Origin of the sequence: Aerococcus sp. UMB7834, from assembly GCF_030215145.1 — a bacterium.
In the GTDB taxonomy this organism is placed as follows: domain Bacteria; phylum Bacillota; class Bacilli; order Lactobacillales; family Aerococcaceae; genus Aerococcus.
The window spans coordinates 1-22,223 of sequence record NZ_JASOLI010000010.1 but is presented as its reverse complement, the minus strand read 5'-3'; the positions used below and the strand labels follow the sequence as shown (position 1 = coordinate 22,223).

The 22,223-nt window shown below is 45.4% G+C and carries 21 protein-coding genes and 2 tRNA genes; 10 read left to right on the top strand and 13 right to left on the bottom strand.

What is annotated here, in order from left to right; translation table 11 throughout:
- Positions 1–66: 66 nt before the first annotated feature.
- The 12 genes from QP339_RS08275 to QP339_RS08220 all read right to left on the bottom strand — a co-directional run bounded on the left by QP339_RS08275 (position 67) and on the right by QP339_RS08220 (position 8,688).
- A complete protein-coding gene (locus QP339_RS08275) occupies positions 67–825 on the bottom strand; it encodes a LytR/AlgR family response regulator transcription factor (protein WP_070618072.1) in 759 nt (252 codons plus the stop codon).
- Between the two features lie 814 nt (positions 826–1,639).
- Positions 1,640–2,344, bottom strand: a complete 705-nt coding sequence (gene apf / locus QP339_RS08270; RefSeq protein ID WP_070618075.1) for an aggregation-promoting factor — start codon at positions 2,342–2,344, stop codon at positions 1,640–1,642.
- Positions 2,345–2,714: 370 nt separating this feature from the next.
- Positions 2,715–3,155 (bottom strand): GNAT family N-acetyltransferase, encoded by a 441-nt coding sequence (locus tag QP339_RS08265; RefSeq protein WP_284911114.1) that lies wholly within the window; start codon positions 3,153–3,155, stop codon positions 2,715–2,717.
- Positions 3,156–3,280: 125 nt separating this feature from the next.
- Positions 3,281–3,799: a hypothetical protein gene (locus QP339_RS08260; protein WP_284911113.1), complete on the bottom strand. Its 519-nt coding sequence runs from the start codon at positions 3,797–3,799 to the stop codon at positions 3,281–3,283.
- Positions 3,800–3,904: 105 nt separating this feature from the next.
- Positions 3,905–3,976, bottom strand: a tRNA-Gln gene (locus QP339_RS08255).
- Positions 3,977–3,989: 13 nt separating this feature from the next.
- A tRNA-Tyr gene (locus QP339_RS08250) sits at positions 3,990–4,070 on the bottom strand.
- A 110-nt stretch (positions 4,071–4,180) separates the two neighbouring features.
- Positions 4,181–6,328 (bottom strand): peptidase domain-containing ABC transporter, encoded by a 2,148-nt coding sequence (locus QP339_RS08245; RefSeq protein WP_284911112.1) that lies wholly within the window; start codon positions 6,326–6,328, stop codon positions 4,181–4,183.
- Between the two features lie 117 nt (positions 6,329–6,445).
- Entirely contained in the window at positions 6,446–6,637 is a 192-nt protein-coding gene (locus QP339_RS08240; protein ID WP_284911111.1) for a hypothetical protein, read from the bottom strand.
- Positions 6,624–7,031 carry a hypothetical protein gene (locus QP339_RS08235; RefSeq protein WP_284911110.1) on the bottom strand — a complete coding sequence of 136 codons (408 nt, stop codon included), beginning with the start codon at positions 7,029–7,031 and terminating at the stop codon, positions 6,624–6,626. The genes QP339_RS08240 and QP339_RS08235 overlap by 14 nt, the downstream gene beginning before the upstream one ends.
- A 4-nt stretch (positions 7,032–7,035) precedes the next feature.
- Positions 7,036–7,224, bottom strand: coding sequence for a bacteriocin (locus QP339_RS08230; protein ID WP_284911109.1), 189 nt, complete (start codon positions 7,222–7,224; stop codon positions 7,036–7,038).
- 309 nt (positions 7,225–7,533) lie between these two features.
- Positions 7,534–8,298, bottom strand: a complete 765-nt coding sequence (locus QP339_RS08225; RefSeq protein ID WP_284911108.1) for a LytR/AlgR family response regulator transcription factor — start codon at positions 8,296–8,298, stop codon at positions 7,534–7,536.
- Between the two features lie 171 nt (positions 8,299–8,469).
- Complete coding sequence (locus QP339_RS08220) at positions 8,470–8,688, bottom strand: hypothetical protein (protein WP_284911107.1); 219 nt, start codon at positions 8,686–8,688, stop codon at positions 8,470–8,472.
- Between the two features lie 317 nt (positions 8,689–9,005).
- On the opposite strand from QP339_RS08220, the gene QP339_RS08215 reads away from it, so the two are divergent.
- The 10 genes from QP339_RS08215 to QP339_RS08170 all read left to right on the top strand — a co-directional run bounded on the left by QP339_RS08215 (position 9,006) and on the right by QP339_RS08170 (position 20,469).
- Positions 9,006–10,145, top strand: a complete 1,140-nt coding sequence (locus QP339_RS08215) for a sensor histidine kinase (protein WP_284911106.1) — start codon at positions 9,006–9,008, stop codon at positions 10,143–10,145.
- Between the two features lie 13 nt (positions 10,146–10,158).
- The gene (locus QP339_RS08210) at positions 10,159–10,905 is read left to right on the top strand and encodes a LytR/AlgR family response regulator transcription factor (RefSeq protein ID WP_284911105.1); all 747 of its coding nucleotides are present in this window, start codon (positions 10,159–10,161) and stop codon (positions 10,903–10,905) included.
- A gap of 253 nt (positions 10,906–11,158) precedes the next feature.
- Positions 11,159–12,013 carry a diadenylate cyclase CdaA gene (cdaA, locus tag QP339_RS08205; protein WP_284911104.1) on the top strand — a complete coding sequence of 285 codons (855 nt, stop codon included), beginning with the start codon at positions 11,159–11,161 and terminating at the stop codon, positions 12,011–12,013.
- Positions 12,000–13,088: a CdaR family protein gene (locus tag QP339_RS08200; RefSeq protein WP_284911103.1), complete on the top strand. Its 1,089-nt coding sequence runs from the start codon at positions 12,000–12,002 to the stop codon at positions 13,086–13,088. Before cdaA ends, QP339_RS08200 begins: the two co-directional genes overlap by 14 nt.
- Before the next feature lie 101 nt (positions 13,089–13,189).
- On the top strand, positions 13,190–14,554 hold the full coding sequence (gene glmM / locus QP339_RS08195; RefSeq protein ID WP_284911102.1) for a phosphoglucosamine mutase: 1,365 nt from the start codon (positions 13,190–13,192) through the stop codon (positions 14,552–14,554).
- 750 nt (positions 14,555–15,304) lie between these two features.
- Complete coding sequence (gene pyrF / locus QP339_RS08190; protein WP_284911101.1) at positions 15,305–16,021, top strand: orotidine-5'-phosphate decarboxylase; 717 nt, start codon at positions 15,305–15,307, stop codon at positions 16,019–16,021.
- Positions 16,022–16,053: 32 nt separating this feature from the next.
- Positions 16,054–16,695 (top strand): orotate phosphoribosyltransferase, encoded by a 642-nt coding sequence (pyrE, locus tag QP339_RS08185; protein ID WP_284911100.1) that lies wholly within the window; start codon positions 16,054–16,056, stop codon positions 16,693–16,695.
- A 32-nt stretch (positions 16,696–16,727) separates the two neighbouring features.
- The gene (locus tag QP339_RS08180; RefSeq protein ID WP_284911099.1) at positions 16,728–17,969 is read left to right on the top strand and encodes an MFS transporter; all 1,242 of its coding nucleotides are present in this window, start codon (positions 16,728–16,730) and stop codon (positions 17,967–17,969) included.
- 306 nt (positions 17,970–18,275) lie between these two features.
- On the top strand, positions 18,276–19,196 hold the full coding sequence (locus QP339_RS08175) for a peptidase U32 family protein (RefSeq protein ID WP_284911098.1): 921 nt from the start codon (positions 18,276–18,278) through the stop codon (positions 19,194–19,196).
- Positions 19,197–19,215: 19 nt separating this feature from the next.
- Positions 19,216–20,469: a peptidase U32 family protein gene (locus QP339_RS08170; protein WP_502869663.1), complete on the top strand. Its 1,254-nt coding sequence runs from the start codon at positions 19,216–19,218 to the stop codon at positions 20,467–20,469.
- Positions 20,470–21,185: 716 nt separating this feature from the next.
- Here QP339_RS08170 and QP339_RS08165 read toward each other — a convergent pair.
- Positions 21,186–22,223 (bottom strand): GA-like domain-containing protein (locus tag QP339_RS08165; protein WP_502869662.1); only part of this gene is annotated, 1,038 nt, incomplete at its 5' end.

Below are 22,223 nucleotides of genomic sequence, written 5' to 3'. Positions count from 1 at the left end.
AGCCTAAGAAAAAACGACCAGCCCAATTTAGTCTAGCAGACTAAGTGGGACGGTCGTTTTTTTGCTTTAACGCGGACACTGGTTGGAATAATTGGCCATGGCTTCCACCAGCTGGTCGTAACGTTCCCTAGAGAAGGGGATGGCACTGCCATCGATAAAGGTCAGCTGGCGCTCCTTGCTGTCTAACTCCTGAATATTCTCAACATTAGCTAGGTAGGACCGGTGGCAGCGAACGAATTGCGGATAGTCCGCTTCGATATTTTTGAGGGAATCATAGAATTCAACGAGAGCATCCGGACCCACGAGGCGGATACGGTGGGCAGGCAGGGTCTCAAAGAAATTAATCGCTGCGCTCCGGATCACCTGGGTTTGAGCCCCCTTGCGGATGACAAAAGGGGGAAAGCTCTGCGCTTGAACCAGGCTCCGCTCATAAGCTGTCTGGATACAGGCAATTATTTTGTCCCGCATCTTGTGCGAATCATCCTTCAAGATATAATCCAAGGCCTCTAGATGATAGGTCATGGTGAAGGGCAGGTATTCTTCATAAGCTGTGACAAAGACCAGCTTGGCCTGGGGCTGGTAGCGACGAAGCTTACGAGCCAAGTCTAGGCCGCTCATTTGCTCACCCAAGCGCACATCAATAAAGTAAAGGCTGTCCTGCCTAGCGCTCGTCTGCCTAGCATAAGCGACTACTTCTGCAGCCTCCGGCGTCGCAAGAGCCAGGCGAATGGGAAGATCTTCTTCCATTACAAGATAGTTCTTCACATAAGTCACCATTGCTTCCAAATGCGCCGGATTATCTTCACAAATAATAATTTCAAACATTCGCAAGCCTCCTAACTTCCCTTAATTATAACATGTTGGCCTCTAAGATTCCCAGTCTCAAGCGTTTAGGAGCGATATTTAACGGTTCAGGAGTGATTGTGGGAAGGAATCGAACTTTGCCTCTTCTTACAACTTTCATTGGACAGCCTCCTTTGAAACTAGAGGCATTCAACTTGCGCTCAGAGCCCTTAGTTCAAAGTTAGAAGGATGTTACTTGCTTTGGAATCCCTCGTTCTCAAGTTGCTCCCCACTTGTTTTTAAAGATTATCATAAAGAAAATCGTCTTAAACAATGAAAAAAGCTAGCACGGTGCAGTTTTGCCGTGCTAGCTTTTCATTGTTATATTCAATAGTTTTGAGTGGTGTTTAACGTACAAGGAAACGCATTCTGGATTGCGCCCGAGTTCGATCGGTCTGTCTATCCACACTTGCTGGCTCTGTCTGTGGGTTGAATGGTAACAAGCCACACTCGAACCTTCTGTCTGTGGATTGAACAGCATCAACCCACACTCGGATCTTCTGTTTGTGGATTGAACAGCATCAACCCACATTCGGACCTTCTGTTTGTGGATTGAACAGCATCAACCCACATTCGGACCTTCTGTTTGTGGATTGAACAGCATCAACCCACACTCGATAGCTCTGTATGAATGTTAGAGGATTGTTTGAACCTAACCGTGCGCCCTCACGTCCTAGTTGGGTTCGACTTGGCAGACTCGGAGTGATTTCACAAGTCAGAAATGAGCGAATGCTTCGCTCTTATTCTGACTTGCTCCAATCATCCGAGTCTAAGCGCCAAGTCTCACACCCTTTTTTTAATACCAGCCGTTGTTGTTCCAGAAGGCTAGGGCGTTGTCCCATGAGCCGTAGCGGTTGGCTACGTATTGGTCAGCGACGCGTTCTTGATTGGCTGGGGAGTGGTCGCCACCGAGGTAGCTAGCTGATAATTGGTAACGTCCGATGTATTGGCCGTTAGTTGCTGTGTAAGAACCGCCTGATTCGCGTTGGGCGATGATTTCTTTAGCGGATGAAGATGAGCCGGTGTAGTTTGAAGCGGCTGGTGCTGCTTGAGCAGGTGCTTCGTAGCTGTATGCTTGTTGTGAAGGTTGGGCAGCTGGTGCGTTAGCGTATGAACTTGCTTGGGCTTGTGGTTGAGCTGCAACTTGGTCATTGTTTTCAGCTTTTTGGCCTTCAGCTTTGACATTGTGGGCCTTACCGTCTTTGTCCACTTCGAAGGTTAATTTTTGGCCGGGTTCGATGAGGTTAGCGTTTTCGATGTCGTTGAGGTCAGCGATCGCATCAACATCAGCGTTTACGGCTGCTGCGATTACGTTTAAGGTGTCACCCCATTGAACAGTGTATTCTTTAGCATCGCCGTCAACAGCTTTAACGTCTGCTTGAACTTGTTCAACTGTACGGGCTACCCATTCAGCCGCTTGAACGTCTTGACCTTGAACCGCTTGGAAAGCGAAACCTGCGATTGCAACACTTGCTCCGAAAAGTACCTTGTTAAATTTCATTTGAATAAATTCTCCTTTTTCATCTCTTTTTTATCTATATTCTTTCACTTCAGGCGAAGGCGTCAGGGCCTTGCCTCGTCGACAAGAAATATCTTAGCACGGCCCCCAAAACAAAAAAAGCCCTCCGACCGACTTGTTAATCAGCCTTAACGCCTCTGTTAACAAGTCTGGAGCTTTTGAAATTTAGCTGAAAAAATGTAAAAATCCTGTAATAAAAAGCGACTTGAATTGCCTTTTATCAAAAATTACATACCACATTATGACAAAAAATCCTAAGAATCCTTAAAAGAAAAGCCAAGTTAGAGAAAATTTCCCATCAGAACAGGCTTCCCTTGACTTGGCTGCTTGTAAGAATTGTTATATTTCACCACTAAAGAGCCTTGTTAAAACAATAAACTGGCCGTTCCATGAAGTCGACCAGGTCTTCCTTGAACTGATAACCCACCTTACTATAAAGGTTTTTGTGTTGAGAGATCACATAGAGCTGGCTCTGACCTTGGCTCTTGGCTTCGAGTTCGATCAAGGAGACGAGATGATAGAAGATCCCTTGGCCACGGTAGTTCGGGTCAACATAGACGGCCGCTAGGAAGGGGCCATAGTCGAGGTCTGGCACAATATCCTCCCCTAAGAGCGAAGCAAAGGCCATCAAGCCTCCACTGACATCCGTCACCACTAAGACCATTTCATCCGCCTGGAGCTTCTGGTCCTCTAATTTCTCCGCCAGATAGCCTCCTCCTGGAAAGTCCACACCCTCCATGGCCTCCAGTAAAGACTCCGGCACCTGGTCGCCTGAACGATAGATCGCTAACATGGTGATAACCCCTCTCTACATATTATAGTTTGACTCTAACACGCCTGGAAGCAAAAACAAAGCCTGCCAGCTTGGCGAAGAAATCATCCAAACTAACAGGCTGAAACAAAGACGGGGAATAAGGACTAAACCGCGCCCTGGTCCGCCAACTTCTTATAGGTATAGAAACAAATGCCGAAAAGAATCAGGTTTAAGACAATCACAATCGCGGCACCAATCCATCCCGCCATAGCGGAGAAGGCACCCAGACCCGCTAAGTGGGTCAGTAAGGCATTGACCAAGGGGATGGCCAGGCTAATAACACAGGCAATGATGAAATTGGTCTTAGTCTGAGGGTCAATCTGGAAGTCGCGTAACTTCTGCCATTCCTTATAGAAGAGATAAACCAAAACCACATATAATAGAAGATAGACCACATTCATGAGCCGGACAGGCATGGAATGAGAATAAGCGAAGGTCTGCCGCATCTGGTCCACCATCTCAGGGCCCAACATTTCAAATTGGCTGGCATCGAAAGCCTTAGACTGGAAGGATGAAATCGTGGTAATCAATTGAGAAATTGCATTAAAAATATTAATGACTAAGAAAAAGATAGCAAAACGTTTCAAGCGCCGGATCAGCACTTGGTCTTGGGATAATTCCATAAGGGACCACTCCTTTCTCGAGCTAACCTAAGTATAACAATTCTATTTAATAGAAACAATATTCTTTAAGACAAAAAAAGACCAGCTCAGAGCTGGTCATCTCAACTGGGGTAGCTGGATTCGAACCAACGCATAACAGAGTCAAAGTCTGTTGCCTTACCACTTGGCGATACCCCAATAATAATTGAAATGGTGGGAATAGGATTCGAACCTATGAACCCGAAGGAGCGGATTTACAGTCCGCCGCGTTTAGCCACTTCGCTATCCCACCCGACGAATCAATTTGATTTATCGTACTCAATTATAATAACATCTTAGCCTGGGCTTGGCAAGAGCTTTTTGATATTTTTTTCGGATTAATTTATAAAATAAGCATTATATTCACTGGCTCGCTTGATACAATTTTTGATAAAGCTTAGACGTATTCATCAATTCTGAGTGTCCCCCTTGAGCCAATAATTGGCCGTTATCCAGTACAACTATTTGATCGCACTCATTAATAATTGAAAGTTGATGGCTAATAAAAATTATTGTCTTATCAAGCTCCATCAATTTGTTAATAATTCTTTCTTCCAATATTGGATCCATAGCACTCGTTGCTTCATCCAAAATATAAATACTACTTTGTCGTAGGAGTGCACGTGCTAGAGCTATTCGCTGCTTCTGCCCTCCAGATAAATTAGCACCATTTTCTTCAATTATTAGATTCAAACCTCGGTAATCTTTTAAAACAAATTCTTTAAAATCAACAAAGTCCAGTATTGACCATAATGTTTCGTCACTAGGTTCTTCTTCAAGTCCGAAACATAAATTAGCCCGTAAAGAATCATTAATTAAAAATGTTTCTTGGGGCAGATAAGTAACTAAGCTTCTCAACTGATCCAAAGATAAATCATCAATTGACTGATTACCATAGAATATATTCCCTCGATCATGCTGATAAAATTTAACCAAAAGCTTCGCCAAACTAGATTTACCAGAGCCACTAGCTCCTACAAGCGCTAATTTGGACGCATAAGGTATACGTAAGCTAACATTAGATAATTGTTCCTCTCCCAATTGGTAAGAAAATGATACCTTTTCTAAGTTAATATCAGGCTTAGCTGCTGTATCTCTCGGTTTTTCATTCTTACTATCTTCAGGCTTTAATAACAAAATCTCATTCAACCGCTTATTAGCAACGACGGCCGATTGAAAATTCACTTGAAGATTAATTATATTTTGTAAAGGTGTCGTGAAATAAGTAACCAGGGCATGATAAGTTAGTAACTGTCCTAAGCTTAGCGTTCCTCGCATCACAAAGTATGCCCCTGCCCATAGGATTACTGTTAAATTAACCAAAGATATAAATTTTTTTAGCGTCTTTTGTGTATTTTCTAGTTGCAAGCGACGATAACTCTTACAACGATAATCATTAAAATGGCTAAAGACTTGCTCCATTAGCTGCCCTTCACCACCATGCGATTTAATCGTTTCCACGCCTTCTAAACTCTCAATAATATCTGAATTAAGTAAAGCACTAGCTGCAAACTCTTCTTCACGAGCTGTACGATGACTTTTGACAAAGGCCCAAATAACTATCGCATAGAAGGGAAGACTGGCTAAAGTCACTAAGAACAGTTTGGGCTGTTGAAAATATAAGACGGCACCAATAATCATAACCATCAAGCCATCTAATGATAGACTAACGCTCGTACTAATTAATGTCTCCACAATTTGTCCCGCGTCCATAAATCGACTTAAAATATCTCCAGATTGACGACTCGAAAAAAATTTTAGCGGTAGATGGAGGACGTGCTTATAATAGTCTAACATAAGCGTCTGACTTAAGCTCTGACTCATTCTGACGAGAGCGCGATTACGCCACCATTCAAAAATCGAAAGTATCAAATACGCTGTGATAACGGCTAAAGAAACCATCATTAAATAATGTGTGGCTTGATTTGGAATGATATCATCAATTAATCTTTGAAAGTAAAAACTACTCCCGATACTAAGTCCCAGTACTAAAATAGACAAAATAATAATCATGATAAGCTTCCATCTATGCTTCCACAATAAAGGTAAGAATTGCATAATGCTTCTCGTCTTCTCACGTATTGGTTTATAGTCAGAACGTTGACGAGGTAAGAGTAGAATGCCAGACCAATACTTTGAAAATTCTTCTACTGATTCTTTGCGTTTACCCTTAGCCGGATCGGCTAAATAAATAAATCCCTTATGGTAATTATAAACAATAACATAATGCATCAAACTATTTTCTAAGACAAGATGAGCAACCGCAGGGTATGTCATTTCGCTATCTAACCATACATCTGATCCTGCTTCTACTGCTAAACAATCTATATTATACTGATCTAAACACTTAACAATTCCATAAGCTGATGTTCCGTTACGGTCTGTTGCAGAATATTCCCGTAGCTTATAGAAAGGCACTAAACTCCCAAAATGATTTAATACCATCGCTATGCATGCTACGCCACAGTCTTTTTGTTCTTCTTGCTTAATACATTTAAAAGGCTTAGGCATATGTTCCCCCCTGCACTAAATCAAGTAAAAAGAGGCTAGAGCTTGCTAGCCTCTTCATTTGCACTAATTCATTGATTAAGGTATATGGCTAGAGCTAAATCCTTCCTTCTCAGAAGATTAGCCGCCTAACCACCAGCCAATAGCTCCACCTGCTAGTCCACCGCCAACTGTACAACCCGCTTTTACCCAAACACCCGGGCAATATTTTGCACCAAGTTCTGCGCCAGTTAGTGCTCCCCCTAAAGCAGATACCTCTTGACTTCCACCTGCCATTACTTGTTTTAAGGCCTTTTCACTAATTTTTTTCATTAGATTCTTTCTTCCTTTCGTATAATTCATAAAGTATATTAGTCCCTACAATTACTACCGTGAATCCTATACCTACTAAAATATGAGCTATAAAACTCGTTTGATCTATAGGCTTTCCTCTCTCAGCTCCTGTAAACAAATGAAATAAAAATATATTCCCAGTCAAGGGTAATGTTAACGACATGATGCCGAAGAACAGACTATAATATTTCTTTGCTGTCAATAGATTTTGCTCATATTTTAGTTTTAGCTTATCCAAGTTTATTACCATTAAAACTAAAGTGATTATACTCATTAAAGCCAAATACCAAGTAATAGGCATTTCTTTATACATCGATATAATATAAGTAATCCATGTAAGAACTAAGCTAATACACCAAGTAAACAAAGTCATTAGTCTACATTGCTCCAGCTCCTCCGCCTAAACCTAGGCCATAAAGACCGAACAAAACACCACAACCAGGGCCACATATAGTGGTACCTAAGGCTGCTCCGCCTGCAGCACCTGTCACCAAACCACTAATCATAGTTTTTTCGTTTCCGCCACCTCTAATGGTCAGAAGTGTTTGTAGATTAATCTTTTTCATAATAAAACTCCTTTTCTTATATTTATGAAAGCTTCCATGCTTCTACATTAACACTACATATCTTCTATCTATTTTTTGTTTTAAATGCACGACTAAGTGACGGATTCGATAGCTTAATTCAAATCATTTATAGAAAAAGACAGAATTCTGCTAAGAATTATAATAAAGGTTTAATTTTATATATAAAAAAAGAACCTTTCTGCACTAAGTCAATTCAAAAGCAAGAAAAGTTCTCCTAAATCCAAACAAGGAAGGTATATCATTCTTTAAATACCTTAATCTTATTCAAATTGCGAAATCAAATGTTTTTTAAACCAAATTTATTTGTGAATAATCTTGTATCCTGTTCTTAACTTCCGGTAAACGCCTTTGAGCAATCATACAAACACCACCATCAGTCATCTGTACCCATCTTTCTTTTAGGCTGATCGAATAAATATTACGAATATTAACGACATAAGATTGATGAGTTTGCATAAAGGAATCACAGTAATTCGATATATCAACTAGGTTCCCTCTAAATTTAAGATGACCTCCTAAATGGTGAAGAATAATATAATGATCTTCGCATGAAGTTTCAAAATATAATATATCATCGATATCAATAAAGCGCATTATTTCTTTATCTTTTACTGGAAATGATATATTTTCATGTGATTTATGATAAGTTTTATATTCATCATATACCCATTCGATATTTTCAATGATTTTATCAGCGACATACTTCAATTTATCTTTTACAATATAATCTAAGATCTCTAATTTATAAGTAAACGTAAAAGACATATGAGTTACATGTGATGTTATAAAGACGATTCTCGCATAAGGGCATATATTTCTTATAGATTCTGCTAATTTGAATCCATTCATATTCTGTTTTCCTAAATCAATTGCTATAAAAAACAAAGAATAATCAGGCTCGCTAGCACTTAAGTAATCTAAAAGATGTTTAGGATTATCTGAACTCAATTCTAATTGACAATCTAAATCTGACATTTTGAGATAATTAGCTATAACATTTTCATGTTTGATCCTATGATCTTCATTGGATTCACAAATAAAAATCTTAAGCAAGCTTTTGGCCTCCTATCTATAGGTTTATTATATAACGAAAAAATATATTTATTATATTTTATCATAAGTTAGATTTCATTTGTCATCCAATGAGTAAAAATTAGTTAATATATATATTAGTATTAATTAATGAAAGATCCTTCATTTTAAATCCTTTCAAATAACACTTTCTTATCTCCGATTGGTCGGCTTCCCCCACTTGGCCTGGTATTTAGCCTTCTGATAAGCTTTAATCCGAGGCCCAATAATAGCTATTACCGAAAAGAAAAGCCCCCAAGTTAGGTCTGTCCAAATAAAGGGCCATCCCGTCTCTTTAAAAATTCGAATGAAATAGACCGCAACAATCATCGTCAGAGTAAGTTTTAGGAAATCTGTCACTTTCGTCTTCATTTTTCATGCCACTCCATTCATAAATAAACTTTCGACTCACACATAGGTCTGCCTCTGCATTATATAAGCAAACTATACTCCCTTTTCATTTTTTGCTAAAATGGACCTAAATTGGCAGAATTCGTTTTTCCTAGCCTTTATAAATAGCCAATTCGTCATTAGATTGGAATTATTCGTTTTCTCAACAAAGTAGAGGTTTTGTCATGTTGTTTGCTATACTTCTTAATTGTCTTACTATCGCTCTCTGCAGTATCATTTTCTCCCATTCGACTGTCAAGAGAGATCTACTATATATATTATTTGCCATAGGGCTTATCTTGTTCAGCCACCAAGTTCTTCACTTACATATTATTATTTTCGATGTTTTTATTCTATTCATTTTCCGCTTTTTATTAACGCGGAATTTTTGGAATAGTCTCATTTCTTTAAGCTATTCCTTTACCTTGTTTTCCATTAATTGGCATCTTTTCAATCAATTAGATCCTATTTCCTTAACGAGCTTGCAAGGCTATCTCCCAGATTTTCTCAGCGTCACTTGCTGCAGTCTTTCTCAAGCCGTCCTATTGCGTACCCTTTACCAAGCTCTAAAAACAAAAATTAACCAGCGACTATTGCAACCTTTTCTGATATTGACTGCCCTGTTCTTTATCCTCCTTCACCCTTTTATCATCGAAGGAAGATTTACTCAGTTAAGATTCTCATCGTTGACTTTCTTTATCTTCTTTAATGGCTTTATCTTATTCATTAGTTTCTGTACGGTCATTTTCAATTATCTCGTCAATCGTGAAGAACTGCATCGTAAGGACAGGGAGCGCGAACTGATTGCTACATATACGGCTGCTATCGAGGAGAGCTATACTTCCCTGCGCTATTTGCGCCACGACTATAATAATTTATGCCTAGCCCTCCAACAATACATCGTCGATGAAGATTATAAAGGCTTAGAACACTATCTTAGGGAAAACCTCTCAGAACAAGCTGATCGTCCGAGCATTACTTCTGCAACTTTTGACCAGCTGGCAATGATTAAGAATCCCGCTATTAAAGGCTTGCTTATGGCAAAAGTCAACAGTTTAGAGAGCTTGTCTTACAAGTATCAGCTTGAAGTCCAATCCCCTATTACAGAAATCCCAATGTCGACAGTCGACCTTGTTCGTATACTAGGCATTTTTATTGATAATGCTATCGAGGAGAGACAAGAGTTAGCTTCTGGTACGATAAGAATTTTGACTTATCGCTTATCCCGCTCGATTCACTTCATCATAGAAAACCCTTGCCGGTCAAAGGATAAAAGCTATAGACAATTAAAGCAGCAAGGCGTCAGCTCAAAGGGTAGCGAGCGAGGTTTAGGCCTAACAATTATTCATCGGATTCTCGAAAAATACGAAAACGTCTCTCTTGAAACATTAAATAAAGACGCTAGCTTCGTCCAACACCTCATGATTGTAGAGAATTGAAAGGTCGGTTAACATGCTCTCTATCTATATCTGTGAAGATAATGACATCTATAGAGAAAAATTAGAAGAAAAAATTGCAAATTATCTGATGATTAATGACTATGATCTGAAGATTGCCCAATCCACAGCACAAGGCACAGATATTCTAAAAGAAATCCAAGCCTCACCTAAGCAGGAAGCCTTATATATCTTAGATATCGATCTGGGTGACCAAAAAATGAACGGTCTGGCCTTAGGAGGCGAAATTCGTCAGTATGATCCCTACGCTTGTATTGTCTTCTTAACCAGTCATAGTGAAATGATGCCTTATACCTTTACTTATGCTGTCGAAGCCCTCGACTATATCATCAAAGATTCCGGTCAGCTCAGCCTGACGCGGCTCCAAAAGGCTATCGACACATACTATAAGCGTTATACCAAAACTCAAAAGGCAGAAAAACGGCACTTTGTCGTCAGGGTTGCCGATACCAGTCGCATCTTCCCCATAGATGATATCTTATATTTCGAAAATTCCGAGAAATCGCATAAAGTGCGTTTGGTCCATAAGCAAGGCGAAATTGAATTCCGTTCCCAGTTAAGTGAAATTGAAGCGGTCCAAGAAGTTTTCTTTCGCTGCCACCAATCCTATGTCGTCAACTTAGAACAAATTGAGAGCGTTGACCATAAATTGGCCGTCCTTCATATGGTAGATGGTAGCCAGTGTCTAGTTGCCCATCGCAAGAAGAAGGCCTTAATGAACAAACTCAAGTCTCTTTCCTAGACCGCAAGCATTTAAAATCTTCTTATCTTCAAAATGACGAGGCTAGGACAGAAACTCTGGCCTCTTTTTCAATAAGGAAGGCTTTTCAAAAACTGTTCCAGGCCTAACCGACTGTTGTCACACCCTCTTCATTTTAAAGATTTCCTAAGCTTTATCCCAGAGCTCAAGGCGGGTTTAGGGGGCCGGGTATGCTATACTTAATAGGTAAGAATGCTTAGGGCATTCGTGAATTAGCTGATAAGGAGGCTCCGCCATGTCCTTTGACTGGTCATCTATTTTTACTTTCCAACACCTCTTCAATCTGATTGATATCCTGATTGTCTGGTTCCTCTGCTACCAATTGCTGAAGGTGATCCGACATACCAAGGCCATCAATATTTTGAATGGGATTTTTGTCTTTATTGTGATTAAGATCCTGAGTTCGGTCTTTCGTCTGGAGACGGTTGATTGGATCATGAACAGTATTATCCAGTGGTCCGTCGTTGGGGTCCTCATTATCTTCCAACCTGAGATCCGGCGCGGTCTGGAACATTTGGGCCAGCGCCTCTTTACAGCTAAGAGGCAGCAGATGTATACCAACCCCATGGAGGAGATGGTGGAAGAGATTATTGACGCTTCCAAGTACATGGCCAAGCGGCGGATTGGGGCCCTGATCTCGATCGAGCAGGAACAGTCCCTAACCGAATTCGCCAAGACCGGAATCAGCCTGAACGCTGCAATCAGCTCCCAGCTCCTCATTAATATTTTTATCCCCAATACCCCCCTCCACGATGGGGCGGTCATTATCCAAGACGGAGAAATTACTTCAGCCGCCAGCTTCCTCCCCCTCTCGGAGAACCCCGATATCCCCAAGGAACTGGGGACCCGGCACCGGGCAGCAGTCGGCTTGAGCGAGCAGACCGATGCCATTACCGTTGTCGTCTCTGAAGAAACCGGGGGCATTTCCCTGACCTACCACGGCCGGATTATCCGCGACCTCTCCGAAGACGAACTCCGCCAAAGCCTCCAAGACCACTTCATTGTGGCTGAAGAACAATCCGAAAGCAATATCCTGAGCCGCCTCTTCGCTAAAGAAGAGAAGGAAAGCGAGGCGCATGACGATGAATAAAATTTATGACAACAAGTGGTTGACTCTCCTGGTCGCCCTCTTCCTCGCCTTGACCATGTTTGTCTTCGTTAAGGCTGAGCGCTACAATGATAATCCTATTTCTTTCTTCCAGAATGTGAGTGAGAATTCGACGGAAACTATCTCCAATGTTCCCGTCCATATCAAAGGCAATGTCCAAAACTACTATATTACAGGCCTACCCGAAACCGTGGACGTGGAACTGTCGGGTCCAGCCAATCTCATCCAACAAACCCTGGAGGCTGAGAACTTCAAGGTAGTGACGGAAGATCTGGAACAGCTCGGGCCTGGCCAGCACTATATCAAGCTCCGCCTGGAAGGAATCTCTAAGGAATTGCATTACAAGCTATCCCCTTCCAGCGTCAACATCACCATTGCGGAGCTCCAGACCCAGAATTATCCGATCGAGGTCCGGGTCAATAGTGATAAGCTCTCCCCCGACTATGCGGTCGGTAATGTGAGTGTCAACCCCCAAACCGTTACCCTGTCAGGCTCTGGCGACAAGCTCCAACAGATCAGCCAGGTTTATGTCAATGTGGATATCCCGAGCGACGCTAGCGACTCCTATACTACATCAGCCACGGTCCTGATCGCGGATAGCCAGGGGCAGGTGCTAGATATCAGTGCCGATCCCAAGCAGGTGGAAGTCCAAGTCGATATCCAATCCAATACCAATACCGTCCCCATCCAATTCGAAGCCGTCAATGGCCGACCTGACACCGACTATGAGATTGAGCCCCTGACCACCCACAATACGGTCCTCTCGGGTGACCCCGCCAGCATCCACCAGCTCAACCGGGTGATGGGCTATGTCGATGTCAGCCAGATTACCAAGGAAGAAGAAACCCAGGTGGACCTGGAATTACCAGCAGGCGTATCCTCCATGGAACCGACACAAGTCCGGGTCAAGGTTACGCCCCACCGGCAAAACGCTGCCAACCGTCAAGAAGAAGCTGAAAGGAATTCTAGTTCAGCTAGCAGCCAGCGGTCCCAGGAGACCCGGTCGGCAGCTGGCCGCCAAAACGCCCCCAGCCAGGAGCAAGACCCCTCTACTTAGACCTTTAAGTTATAACTTCACAGGCTGAAGCTTTCATGTTAAGATGACTTGTACAAAAGAAAAAATCCTCGAATAAACCAATATTAAGGAGATTATTCATTATGCGTAAATATTTTGGAACGGATGGTGTTCGCGGCGAAGCAAACCGCGAATTAACTCCAGAACTCGCCTTCAAATTAGGGCGTTGTGGGGGCTATGTCCTCCTCCAGCATGCCGGTGAACAGAGTGAAAATCCCCGTGTCCTCGTGGCGCGCGATCCACGAATCTCAGGGCAATTACTTGAACATGCCCTCATTTCCGGCCTCTTATCCGTTGGCATTGAAGTCTTCCAATTAGGCGTCATTTCAACCCCTGGGGTGGCCTACTTGACCCGGACAACCGGTGCCACAGCCGGCGTGATGATTTCAGCCAGCCACAACCCAGCAGCTGATAACGGCATTAAGTTCTTCGGCAGTGACGGCTTCAAGCTTTCTGACGACCAAGAATTGGAAATCGAAGCCCTCTTAGACCAGGAAGAAGATACACTCCCACGGCCAAGTTCTGAAGGCCTGGGTACGGTGAGCGAGTACTTAGAGGGAGCGTCCAAGTACTTGGAATTCCTTGAATCAACAATTACCTCCTCGCTCGAAGGCATGAACGTTTGCATCGATGCGGCCAATGGAGCAACCTCGCCCCTAGTCAACCGTTTGTTTGCCGATCTTGAAACTAATTTTCAAACTATGGCCTCTTCGCCTAATGGTCTGAACATCAATGACGGCGTAGGTTCTACCCACCCTGAAGCTTTAGCCCAAATGGTTCGCGATAACCAAGCTGATGTTGGGATTGCCTTCGACGGTGACGGCGACCGCTGCCTAGCTGTAGACGAGAATGGTCGACTGATTGATGGCGACCATATCATGTTCATCTGCGGCAAGTACTTGAACGAGCGCGGGCGTTTGAAGGATAACACCATTGTTGCTACCGTCATGTCCAATCTCGGCTTCCACAAGGCGACAGAAGCTGCCGGCATCCAGGTTGAAACTACCAAGGTCGGCGACCGCTATGTGGTAGAAGCCATGCGCGAACACGGCTACAACCTGGGTGGCGAACAATCCGGCCATATTATCTTCATGGACCACAATACAACTGGAGATGGCCTCCTAACCGCTGTCCAACTACTCTTCGTCATGAAGCAAACCGGAAAGAAACTCTCCGAACTCGCTGACGAGATGCAGTCTTACCCACAAATCCTGGTCAATGTCCGCGTCACCCGCCAAGGCCGTGAGGATGCCATGAAGTCCGAGACCGTTCAAGAAGTTATCCAAGCGGTTGAAGCCGACATGGGCGGCGATGGCCGGATCCTCGTCCGCCCAAGCGGTACCGAGAACCTCCTCCGCGTCATGGTCGAAGCCCAAACCGACGAACTCGCTGCCGACTATGCCAACCGGATCGCCGACCAAGTCCGCCAAGAATTTGGCGTTGAATAAGCAGAGTGTGACAAAAGTCGGGAGACTTGAATCACTGGAACAGGTTTTCGAAAGAATAGCTGTTTTTAAAGAGAAGCAAGACTTAAAGACTAGCTTTTCCAATAATAAAGCGAAATTCGTAAATTTTCACTCAAAGTAAACACTTCCCTTAGCAAGCGGCATCTTCTGATTGCTTATCTGGGGAAGTGTTTTTGTTTTATCTCAGCAAGCCACAGTCCAAAGCCCCAAGTGAGGATTAGCATGGCTCAAGCCACACTTGAAAGACCCAATTGTGGGTTAAACGTCAGCAAACCACAGTCTAGCTCTCCGATTGTGGCTTGTAGCTGGAGTAGCCACAATTGCGTCATGGGAGTGTGGCTTGACAGCGTCCAAACCACATTAGGGTCCCCCGAATGTGGTTTGCTAGGCCTCAGCTTTCAAACAGAAATAATATTTTTTATAATTTAAAAAAATAATTTACCAGCCCTTGCTAGCTTATTTCATGTGAAGAAGATTTTTAATAATGGACCCGTTGAGGAATAGCCAGGCTTAAGTAATTTCAAAAACACAAGGGAGACTCTCTCGCACACATTTAATTAAAAAAATTACGAAAAAATCTTGACAAGCTTTCGATAGGGGGATATAATATTTGACAATTTGAGCAAAATTTTATTCGCATCCTTTATGCTTGGCGCCAAGCAGGGGTTGGCACTTTGATTTTAATCAACGTGCTTTTTTTTGGGAAAAAATAGTTATTTTTGGAGGCTAAAAATGCAAAAAGACAAACCGATTATTGCCCTAGACTTCGATACGGTCGATAAGATGGAGGCTTTTATCCAACAATTCGAAGGGCAAGCCTTAAATGTCAAGATTGGGATGGAGATGTACTATGCCAACGGTCCGGCCCTAGTGAAGCAACTCAAAGCGGCTGGCCACCACATCTTCCTTGACCTCAAGCTTCACGATATTCCAAACACGGTCCACCGCAGTATCCATGCCCTGACGGAACTGGGCGTTGATATGCTGAATGTCCACGCTGCGGGTGGGGAAGAAATGATGCGCTGGGCTATGGATGCCATTGTGGAAGCCCAACCGGATCCCAAGAAGCGCCCTCTCCTGATTGCGGTCACCCAATTGACTTCAACTTCAGAAGCTGCCATGCAGGCCGAACAACTGACCCAGGCGACCATCGAAGAGAGCGTGGTTCACTATGCCCAACTCAGCCAAAAAGCAGGCCTCGATGGGGTTGTCTGCTCGCCCCTGGAATCCCGCCTGATTAAAGACCAAGTGGGTACTGACTTCATCACGGTCACCCCTGGCATCCGACCCAGTAACTACCAGAGTCAACGGGAAGACCAAGAGCGGATCACTACGCCAGCCAAGGCTAAGGCGCTCGGCAGCGACTATATTGTTGTCGGCCGTCCTATCACCCAGGCTGCTGATCCAGTCCAAGCCTACCGCGACATCACTGCCGAATGGCAAGCCTAAACCGTCACCAGAATAGAAAAGGAGAATCTACCATGTCACAAGCCGAAAAAATTGCCCAAGCCCTCTTAGATATCCATGCCATCTCCCTTCGTCCCAACCAGCCCTTTACTTGGACTAGTGGCCTCAAGTCTCCTATTTATTGCGATAACCGCCTGACGATTTCCCATCCTGAGGTCCGCCAGCTCCTCATCGACGGCTTCCTGGCGACGATTAAAGACAAGTGTCCGGATATCGAAGTGGTTGCCGGAACCGCAACTGCTGGTATCCCCCATGCCGCCTTTATCGCCCAAGCTCTCGGCCTACCCATGATCTATGTCCGCGATAAAGCCAAGGGTCACGGTAAGCAAAATGCTATCGAAGGCGAATTCGAAAAAGGGACCAAGGTTCTTATGGTTGAAGACTTGATTTCAACCGGCGGGTCAGTGATCCATGCAGCCCACCAGGTCCAAGAAGCAGGTGGCGAAGTCGTTGCTGCCCTAGCCATCTTCAACTACCTCCTCCCAGCCAGCCGCGAAGCTTTTGCCAAGGAAGACTTCCCCCTCTACACCCTATCGGACTTCAAGACTTTGATCCCAATCGCGGCCAAAGAAGATCCTGAAGTGGAAGCGGCCCGTGACGTGCTGGAGCAATGGTACCAAGACCCCCAAGCTTGGACCGCCAGCCACAGTGACTAGTCAGCCAGTGCTTTAACGAAGGAGGTCATCTCGTGAATCATCCCAATACCAACAGTCAACGCGCCCTCATCGCTGCTATCCTAGCTTCAGGAACCGACGACCTCAATGTCATGTTCCTAGCTTTCTCCATGTCGGCAATTATCGCCCAGCTCGGCATCAACGGCGCCCAAGCTGGACTCATTGCCACCATCACCAACCTCGGTATGCTGGTCGGAGGCCTAGTCTTCGGCGTCCTTGCTGACCGTTATAACCGCTTTAAGGTCTTCAAGTGGACCATCCTCCTCTTCTCTCTGGCTACGGGGCTCATCTTCTTCACTCCTAACCTCGGCTACCTCTACCTCATGCGCTTCCTAGCAGGTATGGGAGTTGGGGGCGAATACGGTGTCGCCATTGCTATTATGGCCAGCATCGTGCCCGCCCAGAAGATGGGACGGGTCAGTTCCCTCAACGGGATCGCCGGTCAGATTGGTTCCATCCTTTCTGCCCTGCTCGCCGGTTTCATCGCTCCTCTCTTCGGCTGGCGCGGCCTCTTCCTCTTTGGCCTCCTGCCAGTCGCACTTGTGATTTGGATGATCTTTGCTATCAATGACCAGCAAGTCTTTGCGGACACCCAGGCCCGCCAACAAAAGCAAGCGGCAGCCCAACAGCCTTCGATCAAGGAACTCTTCCAGACAGTTGAACTCAGCCGGCAGACCCTGGGACTCATGCTGATGACCACCGTTCAAATCGCTGGCTACTTCGGGATGATGAACTGGCTGCCGACCATTATGCAAGAAGCCAGCGGTGTCAGCGTGAAGGATTCTTCAACTTGGATGATTGCGACCATTATTGGGATGTGCCTAGGCATGTTCACCTTCGGCCGCTTGCTTGACGCTCGGGGACCCCGCCTGGCCTATACTACTTTCCTCAGCCTGTCTGCCCTGTCCGTCTACCTCTTCACCTTTGCCCGGACACCGCTCACTATGATTCTCGGCGGCGCCATCGTCGGTTTCTTCGTCAACGGCATGTTCGCCGGCTACGGGGCCATGATTACCCGCCTCTATCCCGACCACATTGCTTCGATTGCTAACAACGTCATCCTCAATGTGGGCCGGGCAATAGGCGGCTTCTCCTCGGTAGTTATCGGTTGGCTGCTCGACGTCTCCTCCGTCCCCATGGTCATGCTCTTCCTAGCCAGCCTCTACTTAATCAGCTTGGCCACCATGCTCAGCCTCCCTAATCTCAAGGCCAAAAACTACCAGCACCAGCTCCAACAACTGGCTCACAACCATTAATGGGAAATTAAACAAGTTTCACTCTCTCCTTAACAAATACAAGCAAAAAAGTCCTAGACAACTTTTAGCCAAGTCGTCCAGGACTTTTTTACTTCTCGATTCTATTAAGGCTCAAATTCAAAAGCGGAAGGGATGCTTCTAGTACCGTATTATAAGCCGTCTCGTTTTTTTCATAACCATTACCCTCTAAAATTGGCTTGCTCACTAAGATTCCCCCAACTTTTTCGGAAAAGCCTAGACTTTTATTGCTTTTGAACTTACAATGTAGAAATGTGTACTATAATGAAGAAAGAGGGAAAGAAACGAATGATTAAATTGATTGCGACAGCTGAATCCTTGAGCCAAGGCCAGGCCCTGCTGGAAGCCGGCGTCGACTATCTGGTCATTGGCGAAAGCAGCTACGGCCTCCGCTTGCCGGGATATTTTGACCGGGAAGAAATGGCTGAAATGATCCGCATCACGCACCAAGCAGGCAAAGAGGTGATTGTCGCAGCCAATGCTATCCTCCACAATGACAAGATTGACCGGGCCCGCGACTATCTGAGCCAGGTCAAGGCCATGGATGCTGATTTACTCATGGTTGGCGACACCGGTCTGATCCAAATCCTCAAAGAAGAGGCCTACCGCATGCCTTATATCTACGATGCCTCTGTCCTTGTGACCAGCCCAGGCCAGGTTAACTTCTGGGCCCAGTACGGTGCGGTCGGCGCCCTGGTTGCCCGGGAAGTTCCCTATGTCGAACTGACTGAGATGGCCCGGGATGCCAAGATTCCACTTATGGTCCAAACCTACGGCGCCTCCTGTATCCACCAGAGCGGGCGCATGCTCCTGGACAACTACTTTAACTTTGTCGGCAAGGACAAGACCGAAGTTGCCGAACACGAGCTCTTCCTCTCCGAACCTAAGAAGGATGAGACCCATTATTCCATCTATGAAGATGACCACGGCACCCATATCTTCGCCAACAACGACTTGGACCTTATGATGTACCTAAACGACCTCCAAAAAGCTGGCATCCAGCGTTGGTATGCGGACGGCATCTACTGCCCCGGCCAAGCCTTCGTTGAGATTAACCGACTTTTCGCCCAGGCCCGCGATGCCATTGAAGCGGGCCAATGGAACGATGCCTACGCCCTCCAACTCGACCAAAAAGTGCGCGAACTTCATCCAGATAACCGCGAGCTTTCGACCGGCTTCTTCCTCTTCGACAAGGATACCGTCCAATAAGCACCTAACTAGAAAGGAAATCAGTGTGACACAAAGTGAATTAAAACGTCCAGAGCTCTTAGCACCAGCCGGGACCCTTGAAAAATTAAAGATTGCTATCCACTATGGCGCCGATGCCTGCTATATCGGTGGCGAGGCTTACGGCTTGAGAAGCCGGGCCGGCAACTTCGACTTCGATGAGATGCAAGAAGCCGTGGATTATGCCCACAAGCATAATGCCAAGGTTTATGTGGCCTCTAACATGGTCACCCATGTCGGCGATGAAGAGGGGGCTGGCGAATTCTTCCGCACCATCCGCGATATCGGAATTGACGCGGTGATTATCTCCGACCCTGCCCTCATGCAGATTTGCGCCAGCGACGCGCCAGGCCTGGAAATGCACCTGTCAACCCAGCAATCTGCCGTCAATTATGAAACCTTGAACTTCTGGGAAGATGCCGGTCTCACCCGCTGTGTACTGGGCCGGGAAGTCTCCATGGCCGAAGTGGCTGAAATTCGCCAAAAAACCAATGTCGAAATTGAAGCCTTCGTCCACGGCGCCATGTGTATCTCTTATTCGGGCCGCTGTACCCTCTCCAACCACATGGCCCACCGCGACGCTAACCGGGGCGGCTGCTGCCAATCCTGTCGTTGGCAGTATGGCCTCTATGACATGCCCAAGCTCGGTGACCGCTACATGGTCGGCAAGGGCGAAGAAGGCACGGATATCGATGAACCTTTTGCCATGTCAGCCGTTGACCTATCCATGATCAACCATATTCCTGACATCATCCAGAACGGCATCGACTCCTTAAAGGTTGAAGGCCGGATGAAGTCCATCCACTATGTCTCAACCGTCATCAATGTCTACCGCAAGGCCATCGATTCTTATCTGGAAGACCCCGATAACTACCAGGTCCAACAAGAATGGATCGACGAACTCTGGAAGTCTGCCCAACGTGAACTAGCCACCGGTTTCTACTATGGCCGCCCAACCGAGAACGAACAACTCTTCGGCAAGCGCCGCCGGATCCCCCGCTACCAATTCGTGGGCGAAGTCCTAGACTATGACCCAGACAGCCAAATCGCCACCATCCAACAGCGGAACAACTTTGGCGTTGGCGACCTCATCGAATTCTACGGCCCCGGCATGCGCCACTTCCAACAAGAACTCACCGCCATGCGCGACGAAGACGGCCAAGCCATCGACCGCGCCCCCCACGCCATGCAAATCATCAGCATGAAAGTCAACCAGCCCGTCAAAGCTCACGACATGATCCGAAAAGAAAGATAAGGGTGTGAGCAAAGGCGCTTAGAAAGGGATGACTGGAGGCAAAAGGAATAAGAGCGGCTCTCAGCCGATCGTTTCCTTTTGCTGAAGTCACGCCCTTTCTGCCTTTGCGAACCCGACTAAACAGGGTGTGAGGGCTGGCGGGAGAAATAGACCTCTGGAGCCAAAAACCAGAGAAGACTGTAAGTCTTCGGCGGATTTTGGTGAAGAGGAGCTATTTCTGCCAGACCGAACCCGACTAGATAAGGGTGTGAGCAAGAGCGGTTAGCTTTGGATGCTTGGAGTAAGTTGGGATAAGGGCAAGCCACGCTTGCACGTTTCCAACTTGCGAAAGCACTCCAAATCTGCTCTTGCGAACCCGACTAGATAAGGATGCGAGGGCACACCTTTAGTTTTCTTTTATCTAATTTTTATTGATTATGTAAAATATTGATTCATTTTCTTATCCCCTGCACTATCTTAATAAGCTATCCTATGCTTTAATAATAGTGTGCTCCATTAATCACTGAAGCACATCTTACCTAGCATAACTATGCCAGTTTCCTTCTTTTTTGCTGGCATAGTCTTTCAAAAGGGAGCATGAAGTAACCTTCATGCTCTTTTTTTATTTATCACATAATATACAATGACTAAAAACGCCACCCCAATTTTTTGGAGTGGCGTTTTCTATTAGCTATCGATTAAGCCATATAGTGGTTAATCGCGCTGCTTTACTTGCACTAATCTTCACTTCTCTTCTTCGCTTGACTAAGGAAGCCTAGACCAAAGATTAAGCCGAGAACACCTTGTAATAAGGTGAGTTGGGCAGTAGCACCAGTCTGAGGTAATGTGTTCTCAGTCTTCTTATCAGATAAGTCTTGACCTGTCTTGACTGCAGCATGTGCCGTTGTTGTAACGACAATGTTTTGAACTTTGCCTGGTTTGGCAGCTGGGGTCAGAGCAGGTAGGTTTGGTTGCTCTGGTACAGCTGGCTGACTTGGCAAGTTTGGTACAACTGGCTTATCAGGAGCTGCTGGAAGTTCTGGTACTTCTGGCTGGCTTGGTAGGGCCTGGACTTTAGGTAACTTAGGCATTACCAGTTTATCCAAACGACCTTGTAAAGCTGCCTTGAAAGTCCCCGCTTCGGTAGGAAGAGCATCCACAGCGGCTTGGGCTTTCGCCTTAGCGGTTTCAAATGCTAGGGCTAGCTTAATTAACTTGTCATAGCTTGCCTTGTCGACTGTGTCAGATAAACCAACTAGTGCACTTGTCAATTCAGCATGGGCTTTCTCTGCTGCAACCACCAGATCTTCTGCTACTTTCAATTTTGCAGCAAGCTCTTGGTCGAACTCTGGGAGTTCGGGTTGAGTGTTGCCTGGACCGTTGACCGCAACTTCTGGCAACTTAGGTGTAACGAGCTTATCTAAGCGACCTTGATATTGGTCTTTGTAGGTCTTGCTGATTTCAACATCTGCTGGTAGGGCGTCCACTGCCGTTTGAGCAGCTGCTTTGGCTTGTTCGGCAGCTTTCGCTTGTTTAGCGAGAGTAGCATGAACTTCTGGGATCACCGTTTGACCGGCTGCTTGAATGGCATCAGTTAAGTCCTTGTAGGCCTTTTCTGCAGCATTCACCAGATCATCGGCCTTGGCTAATTTAGCCGCGAGATCCATGTCGAACTCTGGGAGTTCGGGTTGGATATTACCTGGACCGTTGACCGCAACTTCTGGCAACTTAGGTGTAACGAGCTTATCTAAGCGACCTTGATATTGGTCTTTGTA

Bases quoted from the DNA above. Each gene is read 5' to 3' on its own strand.
- QP339_RS08275 (WP_070618072.1), bottom strand. From the start codon at position 825: ATGTTTGAAATTATTATTTGTGAAGATAATCCGGCGCATTTGGAAGCA.
- apf (WP_070618075.1), bottom strand. From the start codon at position 2,344: ATGAAATTTAACAAGGTACTTTTCGGAGCAAGTGTTGCAATCGCAGGT.
- QP339_RS08265 (WP_284911114.1), bottom strand. From the start codon at position 3,155: ATGTTAGCGATCTATCGTTCAGGCGACCAGGTGCCGGAGTCTTTACTG.
- QP339_RS08260 (WP_284911113.1), bottom strand. From the start codon at position 3,799: ATGGAATTATCCCAAGACCAAGTGCTGATCCGGCGCTTGAAACGTTTT.
- QP339_RS08245 (WP_284911112.1), bottom strand. From the start codon at position 6,328: ATGCCTAAGCCTTTTAAATGTATTAAGCAAGAAGAACAAAAAGACTGT.
- QP339_RS08240 (WP_284911111.1), bottom strand. From the start codon at position 6,637: ATGAAAAAAATTAGTGAAAAGGCCTTAAAACAAGTAATGGCAGGTGGA.
- QP339_RS08235 (WP_284911110.1), bottom strand. From the start codon at position 7,031: ATGACTTTGTTTACTTGGTGTATTAGCTTAGTTCTTACATGGATTACT.
- QP339_RS08230 (WP_284911109.1), bottom strand. From the start codon at position 7,224: ATGAAAAAGATTAATCTACAAACACTTCTGACCATTAGAGGTGGCGGA.
- QP339_RS08220 (WP_284911107.1), bottom strand. From the start codon at position 8,688: ATGAAGACGAAAGTGACAGATTTCCTAAAACTTACTCTGACGATGATT.
- QP339_RS08210 (WP_284911105.1), top strand. From the start codon at position 10,159: ATGCTCTCTATCTATATCTGTGAAGATAATGACATCTATAGAGAAAAA.
- cdaA (WP_284911104.1), top strand. From the start codon at position 11,159: ATGTCCTTTGACTGGTCATCTATTTTTACTTTCCAACACCTCTTCAAT.
- QP339_RS08200 (WP_284911103.1), top strand. From the start codon at position 12,000: ATGACGATGAATAAAATTTATGACAACAAGTGGTTGACTCTCCTGGTC.
- glmM (WP_284911102.1), top strand. From the start codon at position 13,190: ATGCGTAAATATTTTGGAACGGATGGTGTTCGCGGCGAAGCAAACCGC.
- pyrF (WP_284911101.1), top strand. From the start codon at position 15,305: ATGCAAAAAGACAAACCGATTATTGCCCTAGACTTCGATACGGTCGAT.
- pyrE (WP_284911100.1), top strand. From the start codon at position 16,054: ATGTCACAAGCCGAAAAAATTGCCCAAGCCCTCTTAGATATCCATGCC.
- QP339_RS08175 (WP_284911098.1), top strand. From the start codon at position 18,276: ATGATTAAATTGATTGCGACAGCTGAATCCTTGAGCCAAGGCCAGGCC.